Consider the following 18,534-nt stretch of genomic DNA (forward strand, 5'->3'; position numbering starts at 1 on the left):
GAGGGGAACTAAGTTGATCGAGAGAATCGAAAAACTTGTGTTGTTGGTAGTAGTCACAATTATATTAGGCGTTGTTGCTGGCGCTGTATGCTGGACATTCTTTTTCCTGATGAATAATGGAATCAAACTAATATGGGAGACTTTACCTAATGCATTAGGCATAACAGGTTTTTGGATGCCGCTTGTTGTCTGCACCGTTGGAGGCATTCTTGTTGGACTTTTTCAAAAGAAGTGGCCCGGACAGCCTCAGGAAATGGATGAGGTTTTGGCTGAGGTAAAGGCAAATGGAAGATATGAATATCAAAATATTGGCGTGGGGTTTGTAGGTGCTTTGGTACCGCTGCTGTTTGGTGGTTGCTTGGGCCCAGAGGCTGGTCTTACTGGTGTTATTGCTGGTCTATGCACATGGGTTGGAGATCGCCTGAAATTCTTGCGTAAAGAGTTTAAAGAGCTATCGTCAGTTGGAATTGCTGCTGTTATAACTGCTGTTTTCAATGCGCCGCTTTTTGGTCTAGCTGTTCCTATATTCGGCAATGCTGAAGGTGAATTGCATGGCGACACAATTAAGGTTCCAAAACCTGCCAAGATTGCGATATATCTTCTGGCTATCGCAAGTGCTTTAGGTTCTATGATGGGGCTAGGGCTATTGTTAGGCGGTATGGGTGGTCTGCCGCATTACAGCGATGTTGAGATAGGATGGATAGAAATTGCAATTCTTATTCCGTGTGCTATAGCTGGTGCCTTAGTAGGTTGGCTGTTTCATTGTTATGGTGCTTTTGCAAAAATGATTAGTTGCAAAATTGGAGACAAGCCGGTTGTTAAAGCATTGGTTGCTGGTGTTGCATTAGGCGCTTTAGGTGTTGTTTTACCTTTTACGATGTTTGCTGGCGAAATACAAGTTGAAGAGCTTGACGGAATATGGTTAGAGATGGGCGCTTTAGTTCTAATTGCAACCGCTCTAATCAAACCGTTTTGTTTGCAGTTTTGCTTGAATATGGGATGGCGCGGTGGTAAGTTTTTTCCAATGATATTCTGCGGAATATCGCTTGGCTATGGAATCGCTTATCTAAGCGGTGCCGATCCGGTATTTTGTTTGTGCGCATGTACGGCTGGTGTCTTAGGTACTATGATGCGACAACCGTTAATGGCGACGCTTCTTTTGTTTCTGTGTTTTCCCCTTAAGAGCGTTTTCGTTCTTCTTGTGGCGGCGGTTATTGGATCGGTCGTTCCTGTTCCCAGAAAGTGGCTTTCCTGAGCGATTATTGCGCACTTTTTTGTCGCCGCTGTTTTTTCGCTTTTTATTCGGGCGATTAGAGTCTTGCTTCTTTTTGTTGCGAAGATTGCCCCATCCTTCGTAGTTGTAATCGGATTGCTCTTCTTTGTTGTGCTTTTTTCGCCGCGCAGCACGCACTTTTCCAAAATTTGCTGCACGTTTATCCGAGTGTGATACTTGCCGCTTTTCTCGCCGCGATTGCAGTAGTTGTATATCGGGCTCATATTTCGACAGTTTCTTTATAGGGATATCGTGTCCAAGCAATCGTTCTATACTGGCTAGTGCCTTCGTGGAATTTTGGCTTACAAATGATATCGCCATGCCTGTCTCGCCAGCGCGCCCAGTGCGTCCAATACGATGTATGTAATCTTCAGCCATATCGGGCAGGTCGTAGTTAATTACATAGTCAACAGCTGGAATATCTATTCCTCGCGCTAAGACATCGGTAGCAACAATTACCTGAACCTTGCCTTTTCGAAACTCAGTCAAGGCGCGCCTTCTGTCGGCTTGTGTTTTGTCGGAATGAATACATGTTACTTTTACATCTGCACGCTCTAGTAAGTCGGTTACATCTTCTACGCGAGTCTTTGTGCGCGCAAATACAATAATTCTTTCTCCATGAAATTCGTCTAGTACCGACATTAGCAAATCGGGTTTATTCTTTTGTTTTATTGGCACGATAAAATGTTCAACGCTAGCTGCTGTTTGTCCTTTTTGCGCAATTTGTATCGTTTTGGGGTTGTTTAACAAGTTGCCAAGATTGCGCCTTATAGAGCTATCTATAGTTGCCGAAAATAGAAGCGTCTGCCTGTCGTCTGGCAGTTCATTCACTATTCTGGTTACATCTGGCAGAAAACCCATATCTAACATTCTGTCTGCCTCGTCAAGTACAAGAACTTCTATATCTGATAGGCAAGCTACTCCACGATCTAAAAGATCGTTTAAGCGTCCGGGGGTTGCAATTACCACATCGCAGCCGTTACGCAGTTCTCGAATTTGCTTTTGGTATTTTGTTCCGCCGTATAGCGTTGTAACAAACTGGTCAGTTGCGCGTCCTATCACCATGGCTGTATTCGAAATTTGTTGCGCAAGTTCTCGCGTAGGGGTGACAACTAGCATTCTAGGGGCGCGTCCACTATCTTTCTTATTGGGAAGCGAACTCATTGTGGGAAGTAGAAATGCGGCGGTCTTGCCGGTGCCTGTACTTGCGGCGGCAATGATGTCTTCGCCGTTCAATATTGCCGGTATGGCACTCGATTGTACAGGCGTTGGCTTTTCAAAGCCAAGTTTATCTACTGCTATAAGTGCATTTTTGGACAAGCCGATATCATTGAATGAAGGCATAAGCATCCTAATAATTGTTTTTGGGCATTTAAGAGTTTAGGCTTCGAACAATACTGCACCAGAGGTAAGACCGCCTCCAAATGCAACTATTATTACTTTGTCTCCTCGTTTAATGCGTCCGTTCGTGTATGCATCCGCTAAAGCCATAGGTACACTTGCCGAGCTGGTGTTTCCGGTATGATCGATTGAAAGTTGGAATTTATCTTCCTCTATTCCGAGTTTTTTGGCTGCGAAGCGAATAATGCGCTCATTTGCTTGATGGGGCACTATGCAATCAATATCGTCTAAAGAAAGCCCTGTATTATCAAGTACCGTTGTAACAGCATTTGTCATTGCATTGCTTGCAAACTTAAATATAGTGCGACCATCCATTCTTATTACTTGTCGCATTTTTCCGTTTGCAACATCTTCGGATATGCCCAGCATTTGATCGATACTGAAGATGGACTCATCTGGTTTATCCGCCATAGCAACATTTACGCCATCTGTACAGAATGGTTGTAAAGCCTCAATAGCATTTGCACAGGTTAAAGAATTTTTAATATCGTCATCGTTGCGTATATAGCTTGCCATTATTCCTGTTTTTTCCGGTTGCCAATCTAGCACGGCTGCTCCGGCGCCATCGCCAAACAACACGCATGTGTTGCGATCTTGCCAGTCGGTTAAGCGAGATAGCCTGTCCACGCCTACAACTAGTGCACGCTTAAAAGAATTTACGCGAACTACATTATCGCAGGCATTTGACGCTGCTAGCATGGCTTCTGCAACAGTCATGTTGTAAATAAAGCCTGTGCATGCAGCATTAACATCCATAGCAACCGCATTTGTTAGACCTAAATTGCGTTTCAACAACGCAGCGCACGACGGAACAATAGCATCTGGACTAACGGTTGCGTATAAAACCAAATCGATACTACTGGGGTCTATTGAATTTTCGCACCATCCGCTGCCGTGTGTCTGTGGGAAAACTGTATTTTCAATTCCCATTGCTGCGCAAGATGCTGCGTAGGCAAGCTCTTGAGCAGATTCATCTACCGCTATGTGTCTTGTTGATATTCCGGTTCTAGAACTTATCCATTCATCGTTTGTATCAACAAGTGCTTTCAGTTCATCATTTGCAACCTCTAGCCGTGGAAGCGCTTTTCCGCTTCCGATAATAACAGCCCCCACAAGCAGCACCGCTCTTTCGTTTTGTGATTGATTACGAAGTATCTATTTATATTATCAGGAAATCTATTAGATGCGTACAATCAGAAAGGTTATGTTCGTAAACGCTGTCTGGTATGCAACGGATTAAAAACATTGCTCGTCGTGCGGTGAAATGTGAGTTAGACTGTTGATATGAAGTACGCAAGAACAGATAAAGATATACCGGCAATCAATGTTAGAGATACAGCCCTTATATTTGAAGGTGGCGGTATGCGCGCTAGTTATACAGCAGGTGTAGTTGGTGCGCTTATAGAATCAGATATTAATTTTTCGAAAGTATATGGGATATCTGCTGGCTCTAGCCATTGCGCAAATTACCTATCACGTGACGTGCCGCGTGCGTACCATTCTTTTACCCGCCATGTGGTTGATCCTCGCGCTGTAGATAAGATGGGCGTTGTGAACGGACGAGGCTACTTCAATTCGAAATACCTTTACGAGGGAGTGGCTGAAGAGCTAGACGGTACCGATAAGCCTATGGCGTTCGATTTTGAGATGTTTACAAAAAATCCAGCGCAGATACACATTGAGGCTTTCAATCGCGAAACAGGCGAAACTGTCAGCTTTGAAAAAGAAGATATGCCCACTATGCTAGAAATGATGCTTGCTGTGCGCGCCAGTTCGACAATGCCTTTGTTTATGCCGCCTACTGAATTTAATGGCAATACCTATATGGATGGGGGATTAGGCAGTAGTTGGGGAATATGCATTGATGCCGCCAAACGTGATGGGTTCGATAAATTTTTCATCGTGAGAACCCAGCCTCGTGAATATAGAAAAAAGCCTCTCGATGCAGTTTCCAGAACGCTGTTTCGGCTAGTTTTTAGGCGATATCCTTTAGTAGCGCAACGAACTATTGAACGTTGGCGCGAATATAATCGCGTTTGTGATGAAATAGAAGAACTTGAAAAGACGGGTGCCGCATATGTGTTTTATCCGTCATCTATGGAAGTCGAAAATAAAACAACTGATATTTCGAAATTGACAGCTTCCCTTAATGCTGGCATAGACCAAGCCGCATCTGAAATTGATAAGTGGCGTACTTGGTTGTCTCTATAGTGTTTATATATTTACAAGTGTCCTAATAGTGGGACACATAACACTATTTATAAGCATATTATCCCTATATCGAAATTAGGAGGGATTGATATGTCTGCATTGCAAAGCGTTGTACCACTTAGGTTTTTCCCGGAAAATAGGGCTAGTATGGTAGGTATGTTGTCGCGATCTATCTGCACTTTGTTTGGTTCACCTAGTTTTATGCGTGCAAATGGCATTTGCGAAACCGGAACTATTGCTAAGGCAGCAAGCAAATTTCAGAAGCGCCGGAAATGTTCAGTTCCGGTATTCCAGATAGATAGACGAGGGTCCCTAAAAGGTGAAACCTTGCCAAAGTTGTGGCTTTCAGAGCCTGATTTGCATGCAGAAAACGAGAATAACACTAAGAGGAAATTTGTATGTAGCTATCCAATTGGGCGAGATGCGGGCGGTATGCGCGCTTTAGAGTTGGCAGAAAAGTATTTCTCGGAAGGGCTAGCGCACTTTGGACAGGATTGTTCTATAGCCTGTTTTCAGGCGGCAGAACTTTTGTATATGCATGCATGTAATAAAGGAAATGTTGAAGCCTATACGCGCTTAGGGGTGCTCTACAAATTTGATATGTGCAAGGGAAACTATTGGAAAGATACGCTTAGTACGCATGCAAAACATGCTGCCGATTCTGTAATTGAAAAAGCAGTACGTGCGTTTCGACGGGCTGCTGCAAGAGGTTCATCGGAGGCAAAGTGGCAATTGGGGGATATGGTTCACGGAGCTATAGGATGTCAAGCAAATGAGGCATTGGCGTACAATTTATATATCGGGTCATTTTCTAGAGCCGCATGCTGCTCATTGACAGACATCAAGGCTGCGCACGATAGCAACACAATTTTGGCGCTTGTTGAAGGGTCTGCTGTTAATCTAATTCATGCTGGTTGTGCAGCTAGACGCATCGCGCTGTGTATGGAGTTGGGTAGTGGATGCGCGAAAAATATACAGTTGGCAAAAGCGTGGTATACGGCTGCAGTTTATTTGCTAGATTCGTGTGTAGCTGGTGGTTCTTGGTATTATGCAGAAGAGCTTGCCAAGGCTCAAATTGCTTTAGGGCGCTTATGATATTTGTAGTTTTATACATATAATATGTATAAAGACATGCATATGATGTGAAAGCCGGAGAAGCTGTGTTTAAAATATTCGCAGCTTTCACTTTGCTTTTTCAACTTTATTGATGCAGCGCGGTAATTGCAAAAGGAACAAATTTGACGCTAAGCTCTAAGACATACATATTCCGAAGCAGGGAACAGGCTGATTTTGCTCTGAAGCATATGGCAGATTTGCGTATAGGTTTTGGTGTGGATGCCACAACACCGCTATCGTTTGTTACCTCGAAGTGGGAATTATGGGGCGACGGGCGAAATGTCGTATCCAGCATACAACGCAGAATTCTTATTGCCCAATTATTGTCATTGCAATCAGATATTCCTGCAACTGCGGGTTCTGTCGATGTTATATCTTCATTTGTGCAGCGAATTAGCGGAACTGTGGAATTAGCGAATGCGCTAAATTGTATAGAGGAATTTGACGCATCGAATTGCGCCGTATTACGTTTGATTCAAGACTACCTTAAAGCTCTGCATAACTTTAATTTAATTGAGCCCGCAGAGGCTGCATCTATCATGTCTGCTATGTCGATTCCTGTATCCGTAGAGATTGAAAGTCAATTCGATCTTCCTGTTGCTGTTGAGCGCTTCTTTCATATTGAACGCGCAATGGTGGAAACTTTGCAAAGTAATACCTATGTTTCAGAAACCAAATTTTTGTTTGCTACCCCTACGGGCTCTTCTGCAATATTTAGTTCATTGGTTGAACTTATTGACGCTGTAATCTTGGACGGGTGTGAAGATATCCTCATTTTTGCAAAAAATCCAAAAGTGCTTTTTGAGCAAATAACTCCTTTTGTTAGAAACTTAAAAGCGTCTGTAACTCTTGAAACATCTGCGCTTTTGTCGGATACCCAATTTGGAAGGGCGCTTTTGGCTGTGCGTGCCATACAAGAAAATGACGGAATGGCATTAGAGCATGCTGTTGATTTCGCTTATTCAAAATGGTCTGGTATTGCTTCAATACAGGCATCTAAGCTAGATACTAACTTTCGATCTAACAGGCTGACCGATATTGAGTATATAGAACAGGTATTGTGTAGCACATCTTGTTCGTATGAGATTTTTACAGATCTGATAAAAGGTAAGTTATTAAATGATGAAGCGATTGAAAAACTTCAGTCGGTTATTCAGGCAGCATCGGGTATTAGGCAAGTTGATAAAACTGCTGAAATTGCAGCTTTAAGGCAATATTGCGAAATACTTGAGCAACTACATTCACTTACAGGAAATATATCTGACGCTGCTTCGTTATTGGGAAATGCATCTGTATCGATACGTAATGTGGTGCAGATAGATGATGGGTCGCCCATATCATTAGTGATACGAGATATGCAGGCTATGAATGCTGCAGCCTCTAATTCCTTTGATGCGGTTATTGTGGCTGATGCCAGCGAAGATGCGATAGATTTATCTTCTAAGGATAACTGTTTGGCTGCACTAGAGATGCAGCTGGGTTTTCCACCGCGTTTATCTGCATCGGATGAAGCTAAGTATTCTTTTGTAACGGCTCTACTTGCTGCGAAATCGCATTTTGCTTGCATAATTCCTAAACGTAACGCAGATGGCAAAGCAGCATATCCATCGTTTGTTGTTGAAGATTTATTGTCGCAGTTAACCGGTAAACCGGTCGATGTGAATCAAGTTTATGATGCAATACTAGCTATTGATCCTTCAAACATAGTTTTTGGTGAAGATGATTTTGTCTTGTCTGTTGGAAAATGCCTCCAGAAGCCGCACAACATAATAAAGATGGAACAGCCACAGCGTGGGCACTTGCGCACTTTTAATCTAATTGATTTTCTTAAAACTGAAAATTCTGCAATCACTCAAATGCCAATTCTTTCGCCATCTGCGATAGAGAAATATGTTCACTGTCCGTATTCTTGGTTTATAGATTGTCGGATAGCGCCTAGCGGCATTGATGAGGGCTTTGGCGCATTGGAAATGGGCACTTTTGTGCACGAAGTAATGGCAGAATTTTATGCGCGAGGCAAAGAGGCGGGATATGCTCGTGCAGAGTTAATGGACAACTGTGACGGTTTGCTTGATGAGGTATTTGAACAGGTGTTAAGTCGTCAGTTTCAGAGATGTCTAGGAAGACGATTTGTTCCGCTAGGTGTGGCAGAGACTATAGAGGTTAAACGATTGCAATCGCAGTTGCATTTTTTTGTGAACCTTCTCAAAGACTTACCGCAAGCATATATTCCCGAAGCACTTGAGATGTCTATTGATGCTGACGAGAGGCTTGTATATGCAGGCGCAATACTAAATGGAAGAATTGACCGGGTAGATGTTGATGAAAACGGCAATTTTGTCATTTTTGACTATAAGGGTTCAATTGCTGGTCATGCGCTGGGGAATTGCGAACAAGGCTTAGATAGCTCTTATCTTATTCCACAAAAAACACAGGCGCTAATATATGCTCAAGCATATAAGAAAACGTATCCAGATTTGAAGTGCGCCGCAGCGCTGTATCTTTCATATAGGGCTCAAAAAGTCTCAGATCTTATGGCGGGGGCTTATGATCCGTCTCTCTATAATGCTGATAAGTACGCTTCGAAATCTTCTAGAGTTTGTAATATGGCTGACGTTTTGGACAATGTTGAAACGTCCATTAAGACACAAATTGAAAATCTAGTGGCAGGTGATATAAGCATTTCGCCAGATTCAAAAAATATATGCGAACATTGCTCTTTTGTCGGATGCGAAGGTGTGCATTAATGGATACGCAACTTTGCACGTCTGGTCAATTAAAAGTTATAAAGACCCTAGATCGTCCGCTTATGGTAAGCGCCGGGGCTGGTTCTGGTAAAACTTTTACATTAACTCAGCGAATTGTGGAAGCAATTGGCGAAGATGGTCCTTTATCGTCAATAGAGGAAATTTGCGCCATAACTTATACCAATGCTGCTGCCGCAGAATTACGTTCGCGCATAAAGGCGCTGCTGTTGCAAGAAGGAATGCCTGCGCAAGCTCGCATGACTGATAACGCATGGATATCTACAATTCATTCTATGGCAGCGCGAATACTTCGAGAAAATGCTATACGTATAGGAATAGATCCGGGCTTTGAAATTATAGATTCAACCGAGCGCGACATCTTACTTGCTCGCGCAATAGATGAAGTTGCTGCAAATGTGTTGGAATCGGACGACGAACGTCTGCATCGAATAGTAAAACAAGAACCGCTAGTCGCTCAGGGTAGCTTTGGTCGCGGCATTATGGATGATGTTGCGTATCTTTTATCTCGTGTTCGCACAATGCCAGATGGGTTTGATGGTATAAAAATGCCAACTGGTGGGCGTAGTTTGTGCTCTATTTTGTCTGACATGATTCAGGTTGGGCGTACTTTCTTGCATTCAGCGCAGGAATGGTCAGAGCAGTCTTCAAAAGACATACAGTTTCTAGAGATGCTTTCAGATGCTGTATCGAATGCGTCTTCGTATGCTGAAAGCAACGATGCTGATTTATTCAGAGAGATGCTGTACGCATTTCCGCACTCTTCTAAATATCGCTCTAACAAAAATAACGCTGCTTTTATGGAGTGTTACAACGAATATAGAGCGTGCTATGCAAAACTTTCAGAAGAAGCTGAATGCACGCTTGGAATAGATCGTGTGCAAGCTGTAATAGACTTAGCGAAGATGGTGGATAAGACGTTTTCTAATTTGAAGGGGAAATCCAGATTAGATAACGACGATTTACTACGTAAATGCCACGAGGCGCTTATAAATGACTCGTATATTGCAGAGTCGTACAGAGATCGCTTCAAATTAATAATGATTGACGAGTTTCAAGATACCGATAAACTGCAGACCGCTATAGTCTCTGCATTGGCAAAGCCCGACTTAAGCAATGTTTGTACTGTGGGAGATGCGCAGCAGAGCATCTATAGATTTCGCGGTGCTGATGTAAATGTGTTTCTGGATTACAAAAAAAATCTGAAGCGTACAAATAGCGAAGCTGTAATGGTGGAATTGCCTGACAACTTCAGAAGCCATGGCGACATATTGAAGATGGTTGATGCAATATTTGCTTCTGAGGATATGTTTGGTAGTAATTTCTTGCACTTGGAAGCCCGCGGCGCTATCAATAATGTAGAAGATGCTGTATTTGCCAATATTCCAAGAGTGAACATTGATGTGGTTCACTACCAGCGCAAGCAGAATGGTCCAAGCGCTACATCGGCTGATGCGCTTCAGATAGCTGCAAAAAATATTGCGGCTCATTTTGCGAAGCTGCACGAAAACGGTGCACCGGCAAGCGATATGGCTTTACTTTTGGGTGGCATGTCTAATGCACAGACTTATGCTGAAGCGCTTCGCGAAGTTGGTTTAGAGGCGCAAATAGTTGCCGGATCAATATTTCAACTTGCACAAGAGGCGCAGTTGGTGGCAGATCTTTTAAGAGTAGCACGCAATATTTATGACGAAGAAGCGCTGCTGCATATATTAATGTCTTCAATGTTTGCCATTACCGATGATGTGTTGTTAGCTTTGGCTTCTCGCTTAGATGATGGCGCTATAAAGAAAAACTCAATTGCGTCTGGATTTATAGCGCCGGATAAAGAATTATCAAATTTGCTTTCTGAAAGCGATTTAACAGCGCTGAATTGCGCTAGGTGCTGTCTGAAAGAATTCATGGAAGAGGCACAAAGCGGAAATGTGTCATATGCTATGCGCAGATTGTTGCTTAGTTGTGGGTTGTTAGACAGATTGCAACGCGAAGGTGTAGAAGGTCTTGCCGCAGCGGGTAATTTTGAAAAGGCTTGTCGATTAATTGAGATACTTCAAAAAGAATCGTGCGGAATTGCGGAAGTGTCGCGGCGCTATATTGAACATCTTAGGTTAGAGAAAGAAACACCCGGTCTTTTAGCACCTATTGATGGCAACTATGTAACCATAATGACGATTCATGGTTCGAAAGGTCTTGAATTTCCACATGTCGCTGTGGCAGAGCTTAACAATCGCAGAATTTCTGAAGCAGCTTTTGTGGTGGAAAACATAGAAGACAATACGTATGTCTGCGGTAAAGCAAAATCTTGGGGAGATGCGGCAACTAGAATAAAAGCTTTGAAAAAGTTCCGTCCAGCGCCAGATAGTAGACGTTCGTTTGAAAATATGACCATACAAGACATATTTGCAGCCCTTAGTGGATATATGACTGAGCAGGTTGAATCTGAATCGAAGCGGTTGCTTTATGTTGGGCTTACGCGCGCTGTCAAGTCAATATTTTTATCTTTGAAGATGCAGGGAGATCCGAAGAATGGCTACGATAACAATGTTTTAGCTAGAGGGTTATATCGCGCTTTTTCGTGGCAGCTAGATTGTGCAGATTCCGTTTCTATGGTCGATTTTGGCGGCAGCACACCTGCAAAAGTTTCATTTACGTATTTGCCTTCTAGTAATGCGTCTACCTCTGAGGAAGATGCTGAAAACAACAATTCTTTTGAAGAAGATTCTGCGCTTGATAAATGCGCTGAAGCAGCATTTGAAATTCCTATACGCAATTTGGAATATCCTGCACCTCGGCTATCTTCTGGTAATTCTCGATCTGGGATGTATTCGTATACATCGCTTTCTAGCGCGTTGCATGCCGACGCGCTTAAAGAAACCACTTCATCGGATTTGTGCGAGACTGATAAGGATGCTCGCACTTGCGTAGTTGATGCTGATAAAGCAACAGATTTGGGGACGGCTTTTCATAGGTTGGCACAGCAGTCTATAGAGCGCGCTTCTGCTTCGCATAATTTGGCACCAGTTTTTCCAGAAGCTAGCGATATTTGCGCTCAAGAAAGAATATGCAACCTCTCCGATGCTCAAAAAACTAGATTGGAGTCATCTATTTCTCGATGGCTTAAAAGTAAAAAAGCCAGTGAATTTTTCTCGTATGAAAACATTGCTGCCGAAGTTCCGTTTTGCGTTGCTGTAGGCAGCGGGGAAGAAAAGTTTTACTTAGTAGGCGAAATAGATGGACTAGCGCATTCGGATGAATATGCACATTTGATAGATTACAAAACCGGCGGTATGGCGGATGAATCATCTGCGCATTTGCATGAGAAGCATCTCTTGCAAGCGCAATGTTATGCCTTTGCGTTGCTTAGCTCTGGCTATAGTGAAGTTTCTGCCGATTTTATACGTGTGGAGCAAAGCGATATAGCAGACATTTCTCAGCCGCAGATTGTCTCATATCGATTCAATAAAGCTGACTTGCCGGCTATTGAAAATGTTCTTATTCATGCACAAAAAGATGTTCAATAAGTTTGCGGTCTAGGTTAGGTTAAACGATATACCCCTTATGCATAAGCCTGTGATAACATCATTTTATGAGTGACAACACATTTGAAACACAAGAAGAAAAGCTTGCGCGCATTAAGCGAGAGCTTTGTAATGTTCCTGCGCTTCCGGGTGTTTATTTGTGGAAGAACAAAGAGGGCGAAGTTTTATATGTTGGTAAGGCGAAGCAGCTTCGCGCTCGTATGCGTCAATATGTTAATTTCCAAGATGAACGTGCAAAAATTCCACTTTTGGTAGAGCAGATAGATTCGTTTGAATATATTGTAGTTTCAAATGAACATGAATCTCTTGTTCTGGAGAAGAACTTAATAAACGAGCATGAACCTTTCTATAACGCCGATTTCAAAGACGATAAAAGCTATCCGTTTATTGCCATAACCAAAGGTGATGTATTTCCTGCTATCAAATACACCAGAGAAAAACATAGAAACGACACGCGATATTTTGGACCCTATACCGATAGTCGGGCGGCGCGCAGGTTGGTAGACATTTCCAGACGCGTGGTTCCTTTATGTAGTGCTTCATGTGCCGAATGGCGATCTTTGAACAGAAGACTGCATAAATTCTTAGACAAAAAAACTAAGGTGTCAGAAGATGTCTGCGAAACGCAATACGAGGAGTTTCTTGCATCAACAGCAGATGCGCGTCCTTGTTTCGATGCGCACGTGGGGCTTGGACCGGGCGCTTGCTGCGGGCATATAACGCCTGAAAAATACAGGGAAAACGTGCATGCAATTGAGCGCTTTTTGGCGGGTCAGAGGACTGAATTTATCGATAATTTAGAAAGCGAAATGCGCGAGGCGGCTGCCGATCTTGACTTTGAGCGTGCTGCACGCACAAAAGATAGAATTGACACAATACGCTCTTTGAATGACAAACAGCATGCTGTGTCTTCGCATAACTTAGATGCCGATGTATTTGGCTTTTATCGTGAGGAAACAATAGCTGGTGTACACGCTTTAATTGTTCGAGAAGGGCGCATAATTAACTCAAACGAGTTCATCTTAAACCGCGGCAGCGATGTGTTCGATTCAGACCTTCAGCACAATTTCCTTTTGCGCTACTACGATGCTACGGAGTCTATTCCGCATGAGGTAATACTTAGGGATATGCCAGAAGATTCAGATGTCATGGAGGGTTGGCTTAGTGAAAAACTTGCATCTGCGCATGGTGCTAAGGTTCACTTTTTTAGTCCTAAACGTGGCGAAAAATTAGCGCTAATTGAAATGGCGGAAACTAACGCCAAGCATACGCTTATGCGATATAAAGTTCGTACAAACTATGATGATAAGCGCATAAATACAGCACTTTTGCAACTGGAAAGTGCGCTTGCCCTAGATGCGCCACCTATGCGCATAGAATGCTTCGACATTTCTACAATTCATGGTTCATATACGGTAGCTTCAATGGTGGTGTTTACTGGTGGTAAGCCTGACAAAAACCAGTACAGGCGCTTTAAAATAAAAACTCCGCTAGATGAAGCGAACGATTTTTTAAGCATGCAAGAAGTTATGAGCCGCCGTTATTCTGCGCGTCGTATGGCTGACAAACGATTTGGCAGTAAGCCCGATCTGGTAATTTTGGATGGTGGCAAACCGCAGTTAAGTGCTGCTATTCAAATGTTTGAAGAAATGGGAATAGACGATATACCGTTAGTCGGTCTTGCCAAGCGCGACGAAGAGCTTTTTGTGCCGTGGCAAGATAGCGGTCCTGTAGTTCTTCCGGGGGGTTCAGCTTCTCTTTATCTTGTGAAACAGGTACGTGATGAGGCTCACAGATTTGCAATCACATTTCACCGTGAACTTCGCGGTAAAGGAATGACAGCATCGATATTAGATGATGTGGCAGGATTAGGTCCTGTTCGTAAGAAAGCGCTATTGAAGCATTTTAAGTCTTTTCGTAATCTTAGAAGCGCTTCTTTGGAAGATATTAAAGAGGCGGGAGTGCTTCCCGGTGAAGTGGCAGAAGAACTCTATTTGGTGCTGACGCAGTATAATGTTCAGTCTTGAGGTATGTGAGCTTAGGAGTAAAAATGAGTGACAAGAATGAGATCCTAGACTTAGAACTCATGCCAGAGCTTGTTGTTGTAACAGGGATGAGCGGTGCTGGACGCACCGAAGCGATGCATGTTTTTGAAGACTTAGGTTTTTTCTGCGTTGACAACTTGCCGTCTAGTCTTATAGAAAATTTAGTTGATATGCGCTGTAATTCCGATGATGGACCTAATCGCTTAGCAGTTGTTTGCGACGCTCGTAATGGAGATTATTTCGGATCGCTAACAGATGAACTGATTGCCCTGAAGAACAAGGGTATCAATTTACACGTTATATTTTTAGATGCTGATGATGAAAAGTTAGTTGCTAGATATAAATCAAGTCGCCGTCGTCATCCGCTGTGTAGCGATGGCACAACAATAGCTCAAGGTATTCAGCTAGAGCGCACCCTTCTTATGAGGTTGCGCAGCATGTCCGATACTGTTATTAATACAACGGATATGATGCCATCTGCTTTGCGCGATACAATAAGACAGCTTTTTGCGAAGGGCGACGAACGTAGAGGTTTAGCTGTTACTGTTTATTCGTTTGGCTTTAAGCACGGAGCTCCAGTCGATGCCGATGTAGTGATGGATGTACGTTTCCTTCCGAATCCGTATTACGATCCAGATTTGCGAGGGTTAACTGGCCTAGATGAACCTGTGCGCGATTTTGTTATGCTTCGCGATGAAACAATAGAATTTAAGAAGCGCTGGCACAGTTTGTTAGACGTATTGATGCCCGGATATGTTGCTGAGGGAAAGCAACAGTTAGCTATTGGGGTAGGTTGTACTGGAGGTCAGCATCGCTCTGTTGCGCTTGCTGAATCTACTGGCGATTATCTGAAGTCGAAGGGATATAGGGTATCTGTTGCGCACCGAGATTTGAAACTGGCAGAGCGTGGCGGTAGAGTTGATTATTCCACTGAAACTCCTGATGTGCACGCTGCTGTGTAGACAAAACTAAAGGTGATATATTGAAAAAACCTTTCAACATAGATCCATCAGCTACATCCGCATTTAATCTTCGTGGCGACTTTGAGACGCTAGATGTTACCGAGATGCTAGAAAGACCTGTAAAGGCTGTTGTTATAGGCGGTGGTACAGGTGCGCCAATGTCTATTCGCACGCTTCTTTCTATGGGGATAGACACTAGTGCTGTAGTTGCAATGGCGGATGACGGTGGCTCTACCGGCTTGCTGCGGGAAAAGGCTGATGTAACGCCTCCCGGAGATATTCGGAAATGTATTACAGCTTTTGCCGGTAATCCGCTAGATCCATTTGTTCGAGCGTTCAAATATAGGTTAAGCATTGCCGACGATCACGCTTTGGGAAACTTAATCTTAGCTGCGCTTGAAGATGCGTGCGGGTCGTTTCCGGATGCTATATCTATATGTGAAACTTTGGTGGGTGCGCAAGGGCATGTGTATCCATCAACTTTAGATCATGTAACTTTGTCTGCCGTAACGCGCGATGGCCGCCGTCTTGATGGGCAGGCGGTTGCGTGCCATTCACGTACCGCTCTTGAAAAAGTTAATATCCACGGTCAGAATGGCTGTGAAATTTGCGCATATACTCCGGCGCTTCAGGCAATAGAAAATGCTGACTTAATAGTTTTAGGGCCGGGTTCTTTATTCACCTCCATTATTCCAAATTTGCTTGTTCCCGGAATAACCGATGCTATACGTCGTTCAAAAGGCAGCACTCTTTTTGTGTGTTCATTGGCTGATATGCAGGGAGAAACTTGGGGATTAACAGCTTATGAACATGTTGCATCGTTGCTAGATCATGGAATGGGTGGCTTGCTTGACTATGTGTTAGTCCATACGCCGCGTCCGCTAGAGCCACCAAAGACGCAGGATACATTAGGCGTTGTATCCAGCGAGCAATTTGAAGACCGAAGCAACTTAAAAGCAAAAACCCGCCATGGTCTTGTACGTCCGGTACACATAACGTATCACGATATGCAAGAAATACAATCGCTTGGTCCGATAGTAATAGCGCGCGATTTAGCCGATTTTGAGCACCCTACATGGCATTCGCCTTCGGCACTTAGGGACGCATTCTTGCAAGTTTTGCGCCTAATGCATGCGAGAAAGACGTTATAAATGTCGTTTACTTCAGATGTACGCGACGAATTAGCGCACATAGAGCCCGTATGTTCTCATTGCGATAAAGCAACATTAGCTGCCTTGGTGCGTATAGAGGGCACTCTTTTTGTAAGCGGTCCCGGTAGATATCGTGTGGAAATTGCCACTGATGCTCCATCGGTGGCACGTTTGGTAATCCGCCTAATTCATAACATATACAAACTGCGTACCGAATTGACAGTGCGGCGCTCTGTTTTGCATAAAACTCCAAATTACTTGATAGAAATACCCGCTCAGGCTGGATTGGCAGCAGCTCTTAAGGATATGGGTGTTATATCAGATGATGGCGGTTTGCAGTTAGGAATAAACTCTTCTCTTATAGCAAAACAATGCTGCGCAGCAGCTTATCTGCGAGGTGCGTTTTTGGGTTCTGGCTTCATATCAAACCCTAAAAGTGATTTCCATTTTGAAATTATTGTAGAAAGCGAAGATCTTGCAAAAGGTCTTGTGCGCATTATGGGTGAAAAGGGTATAAAAGCTCGCATAATGCAGCGTCGCAGCTCGTATATGGTGTACTTGAAAAGCGGAAGTGCAATTCTAGAATTTCTTGCATTTACAGGCGCTCATCATGCGGCGCTAAGCCTTGAGCAAGAGCGGGTGGTTAAATCCGTGCGCAACGATGTAAATAGGCAAATAAATGCCGAATTGGCGAACCAGCAGAAAGCATCTAGTGCGGCTGTGGGGCAGCTGATGAGTATAGCTCGTGTTGTTGAGCACTATGGTATGAAATCGCTTCCACCTGCTTTACAGGAATTTATTAAACTTCGCGTTCGTCATCCAGATTCTTCCATGAAAGAACTTGGGGCTTTTGCAAACCCACCTCTTTCAAAATCGGCGATAAATCATAGGATGCGCCGTATTGAGCAAATGGCTAAAGAACTAGAAGATTAAGATAGCCGCATTCCCAACTGTTTGCCAATAAAGGTATGGTTAACAAAAACAGCGTGGTAATATCTTTTACATGTTCGTATGTGGCATTAAGCCGCAAAAGTCGTAAAGGAGAACAAACATGGCAACGAAAGTCGGCATCAATGGCTTCGGTAGAATCGGGCGTCTCGTATTTCGCGCAATGGCAAACGATCCCGATCTAGAGGTTGTGGCGGTGAACGACCTTGGTGACATTCCTACAATGGCACACTTGCTGAAATACGACTCGGTGCACCGTCGTTTTTTTGACAATGTTGAGGTAGTAGAAGATGGCTTTATTGCCGATGGCAACAAAGTTAAGGTTCTTTCCGAGCGCAATCCAGCAGACTTGCCATGGGGTGAATTGGGTGTAGAAATCGTAGTTGAGTCAACTGGTTTCTTTACCGATGGTGAAAAAGCCAAGGCTCACCTTGAAGCCGGTGCTAAGAAGGTTATTATTTCAGCGCCCGGCAAAAATGTGGATGCCACAATAGTTATGGGCGTAAACGATGATACCTACGATAAAGCTGCGCACAACATCGTTTCAAATGCTTCATGCACAACAAATTGCTTAGCACCTTTCGCAAAGGTACTAGTTGATAATTTTGGAATTAAGCGCGGTTTTATGAACACGATACACGCATATACCAACGACCAGAAAATTTTGGATCTTCCTCACAAAGATTTGCGTCGTGCCCGCGCAGCGTCTATGTCGATGATTCCTACTACTACAGGAGCCGCACGCGCGGTAGCGTTGGTTCTTCCGCAGCTTAAAGGCAAGTTGGATGGTTTTGCTACCCGCGTTCCAACGCCTGATGGCTCAATGGTAGATTTAACAGTAGAGCTAGAGCGTGAAGTTACTATCGACGAAATAAACGCCGCTATGAAAGCTGCAGCAGAAGGTCCTATGAAGGGCATTTTGGAGTACATGGAAGATCCGATTGTTTCTATTGATATAGTTGGAAATTCTTCCTCATCTATATTCGATTCTAAGCTTACGATGGTGCTTGGTGGGAAAGGCAATTTCGTCAAGTGCATCAGCTGGTACGATAATGAATGGGGTTATTCCAACCGCGTAAAAGACTTAGCCAAAATAATGCTGTAATAACTTGCGGTGTGAAGC

At 43.6% G+C, this 18,534-nt stretch carries 12 protein-coding genes; 10 read left to right on the forward strand and 2 right to left on the reverse strand.

Going from position 1 to position 18,534, the window contains the following annotated elements; all coding sequences use genetic code 11:
- Positions 1-13: 13 nt before the first annotated feature.
- On the forward strand, positions 14-1,255 hold the full coding sequence (locus G7Y46_RS02540; RefSeq protein ID WP_241157020.1) for a chloride channel protein: 1,242 nt from the start codon (positions 14-16) through the stop codon (positions 1,253-1,255).
- Here the strand turns inward: G7Y46_RS02540 and G7Y46_RS02545 are convergent.
- Together G7Y46_RS02545 and G7Y46_RS02550 are read right to left on the reverse strand one after the other, a co-directional pair.
- A complete protein-coding gene (locus G7Y46_RS02545) occupies positions 1,142-2,617 on the reverse strand; it encodes a DEAD/DEAH box helicase (RefSeq protein ID WP_165252236.1) in 1,476 nt (491 codons plus the stop codon). The two genes, G7Y46_RS02540 and G7Y46_RS02545, sit on opposite strands and share 114 nt — an antisense overlap.
- A gap of 36 nt (positions 2,618-2,653) precedes the next feature.
- Positions 2,654-3,787 (reverse strand): beta-ketoacyl-ACP synthase III, encoded by a 1,134-nt coding sequence (locus G7Y46_RS02550; RefSeq protein ID WP_165060451.1) that lies wholly within the window; start codon positions 3,785-3,787, stop codon positions 2,654-2,656.
- Between the two features lie 171 nt (positions 3,788-3,958).
- On the opposite strand from G7Y46_RS02550, the gene G7Y46_RS02555 reads away from it, so the two are divergent.
- The 9 genes from G7Y46_RS02555 to gap all read left to right on the forward strand — a co-directional run bounded on the left by G7Y46_RS02555 (position 3,959) and on the right by gap (position 18,516).
- Positions 3,959-4,885: a patatin family protein gene (locus G7Y46_RS02555; protein WP_165252238.1), complete on the forward strand. Its 927-nt coding sequence runs from the start codon at positions 3,959-3,961 to the stop codon at positions 4,883-4,885.
- A 90-nt stretch (positions 4,886-4,975) separates the two neighbouring features.
- Positions 4,976-5,980 carry a hypothetical protein gene (locus G7Y46_RS02560; RefSeq protein WP_165252240.1) on the forward strand — a complete coding sequence of 335 codons (1,005 nt, stop codon included), beginning with the start codon at positions 4,976-4,978 and terminating at the stop codon, positions 5,978-5,980.
- Between the two features lie 143 nt (positions 5,981-6,123).
- Positions 6,124-8,748, forward strand: coding sequence for a PD-(D/E)XK nuclease family protein (locus G7Y46_RS02565; RefSeq protein ID WP_165252242.1), 2,625 nt, complete (start codon positions 6,124-6,126; stop codon positions 8,746-8,748).
- A complete protein-coding gene (locus tag G7Y46_RS02570) occupies positions 8,748-12,287 on the forward strand; it encodes a UvrD-helicase domain-containing protein (RefSeq protein WP_165252244.1) in 3,540 nt (1,179 codons plus the stop codon). Before G7Y46_RS02565 ends, G7Y46_RS02570 begins: the two co-directional genes overlap by 1 nt.
- A gap of 65 nt (positions 12,288-12,352) precedes the next feature.
- Entirely contained in the window at positions 12,353-14,332 is a 1,980-nt protein-coding gene (gene uvrC / locus G7Y46_RS02575) for an excinuclease ABC subunit UvrC (RefSeq protein ID WP_165252246.1), read from the forward strand.
- Between the two features lie 23 nt (positions 14,333-14,355).
- Positions 14,356-15,312, forward strand: a complete 957-nt coding sequence (rapZ, locus tag G7Y46_RS02580; protein ID WP_165252248.1) for an RNase adapter RapZ — start codon at positions 14,356-14,358, stop codon at positions 15,310-15,312.
- Positions 15,313-15,332: 20 nt separating this feature from the next.
- A complete protein-coding gene (locus G7Y46_RS02585) occupies positions 15,333-16,463 on the forward strand; it encodes a gluconeogenesis factor YvcK family protein (RefSeq protein ID WP_346773611.1) in 1,131 nt (376 codons plus the stop codon).
- Complete coding sequence (gene whiA, locus G7Y46_RS02590) at positions 16,464-17,396, forward strand: DNA-binding protein WhiA (RefSeq protein WP_165060048.1); 933 nt, start codon at positions 16,464-16,466, stop codon at positions 17,394-17,396. It abuts the gene before it with no gap.
- 118 nt (positions 17,397-17,514) lie between these two features.
- Positions 17,515-18,516, forward strand: coding sequence for a type I glyceraldehyde-3-phosphate dehydrogenase (gene gap / locus G7Y46_RS02595; RefSeq protein WP_165252250.1), 1,002 nt, complete (start codon positions 17,515-17,517; stop codon positions 18,514-18,516).
- The last annotated feature ends 18 nt before the right edge of the window (positions 18,517-18,534 follow it).

It is taken from the genome of Adlercreutzia sp. ZJ304 (genome assembly GCF_011039075.1).
Classification (GTDB): domain Bacteria; phylum Actinomycetota; class Coriobacteriia; order Coriobacteriales; family Eggerthellaceae; genus Adlercreutzia_A.

Excerpts from the sequence above, each read along its gene's own strand:
- G7Y46_RS02555 (WP_165252238.1), top strand. The coding sequence starts at position 3,959 with ATGAAGTACGCAAGAACAGATAAAGATATACCGGCAATCAATGTTAGA.
- G7Y46_RS02570 (WP_165252244.1), top strand. The coding sequence starts at position 8,748 with ATGGATACGCAACTTTGCACGTCTGGTCAATTAAAAGTTATAAAGACC.
- gap (WP_165252250.1), top strand. The coding sequence starts at position 17,515 with ATGGCAACGAAAGTCGGCATCAATGGCTTCGGTAGAATCGGGCGTCTC.
- G7Y46_RS02560 (WP_165252240.1), top strand. The coding sequence starts at position 4,976 with ATGTCTGCATTGCAAAGCGTTGTACCACTTAGGTTTTTCCCGGAAAAT.
- rapZ (WP_165252248.1), top strand. The coding sequence starts at position 14,356 with ATGAGTGACAAGAATGAGATCCTAGACTTAGAACTCATGCCAGAGCTT.
- uvrC (WP_165252246.1), top strand. The coding sequence starts at position 12,353 with ATGAGTGACAACACATTTGAAACACAAGAAGAAAAGCTTGCGCGCATT.
- G7Y46_RS02545 (WP_165252236.1), bottom strand. The coding sequence starts at position 2,617 with ATGCCTTCATTCAATGATATCGGCTTGTCCAAAAATGCACTTATAGCA.
- whiA (WP_165060048.1), top strand. The coding sequence starts at position 16,464 with ATGTCGTTTACTTCAGATGTACGCGACGAATTAGCGCACATAGAGCCC.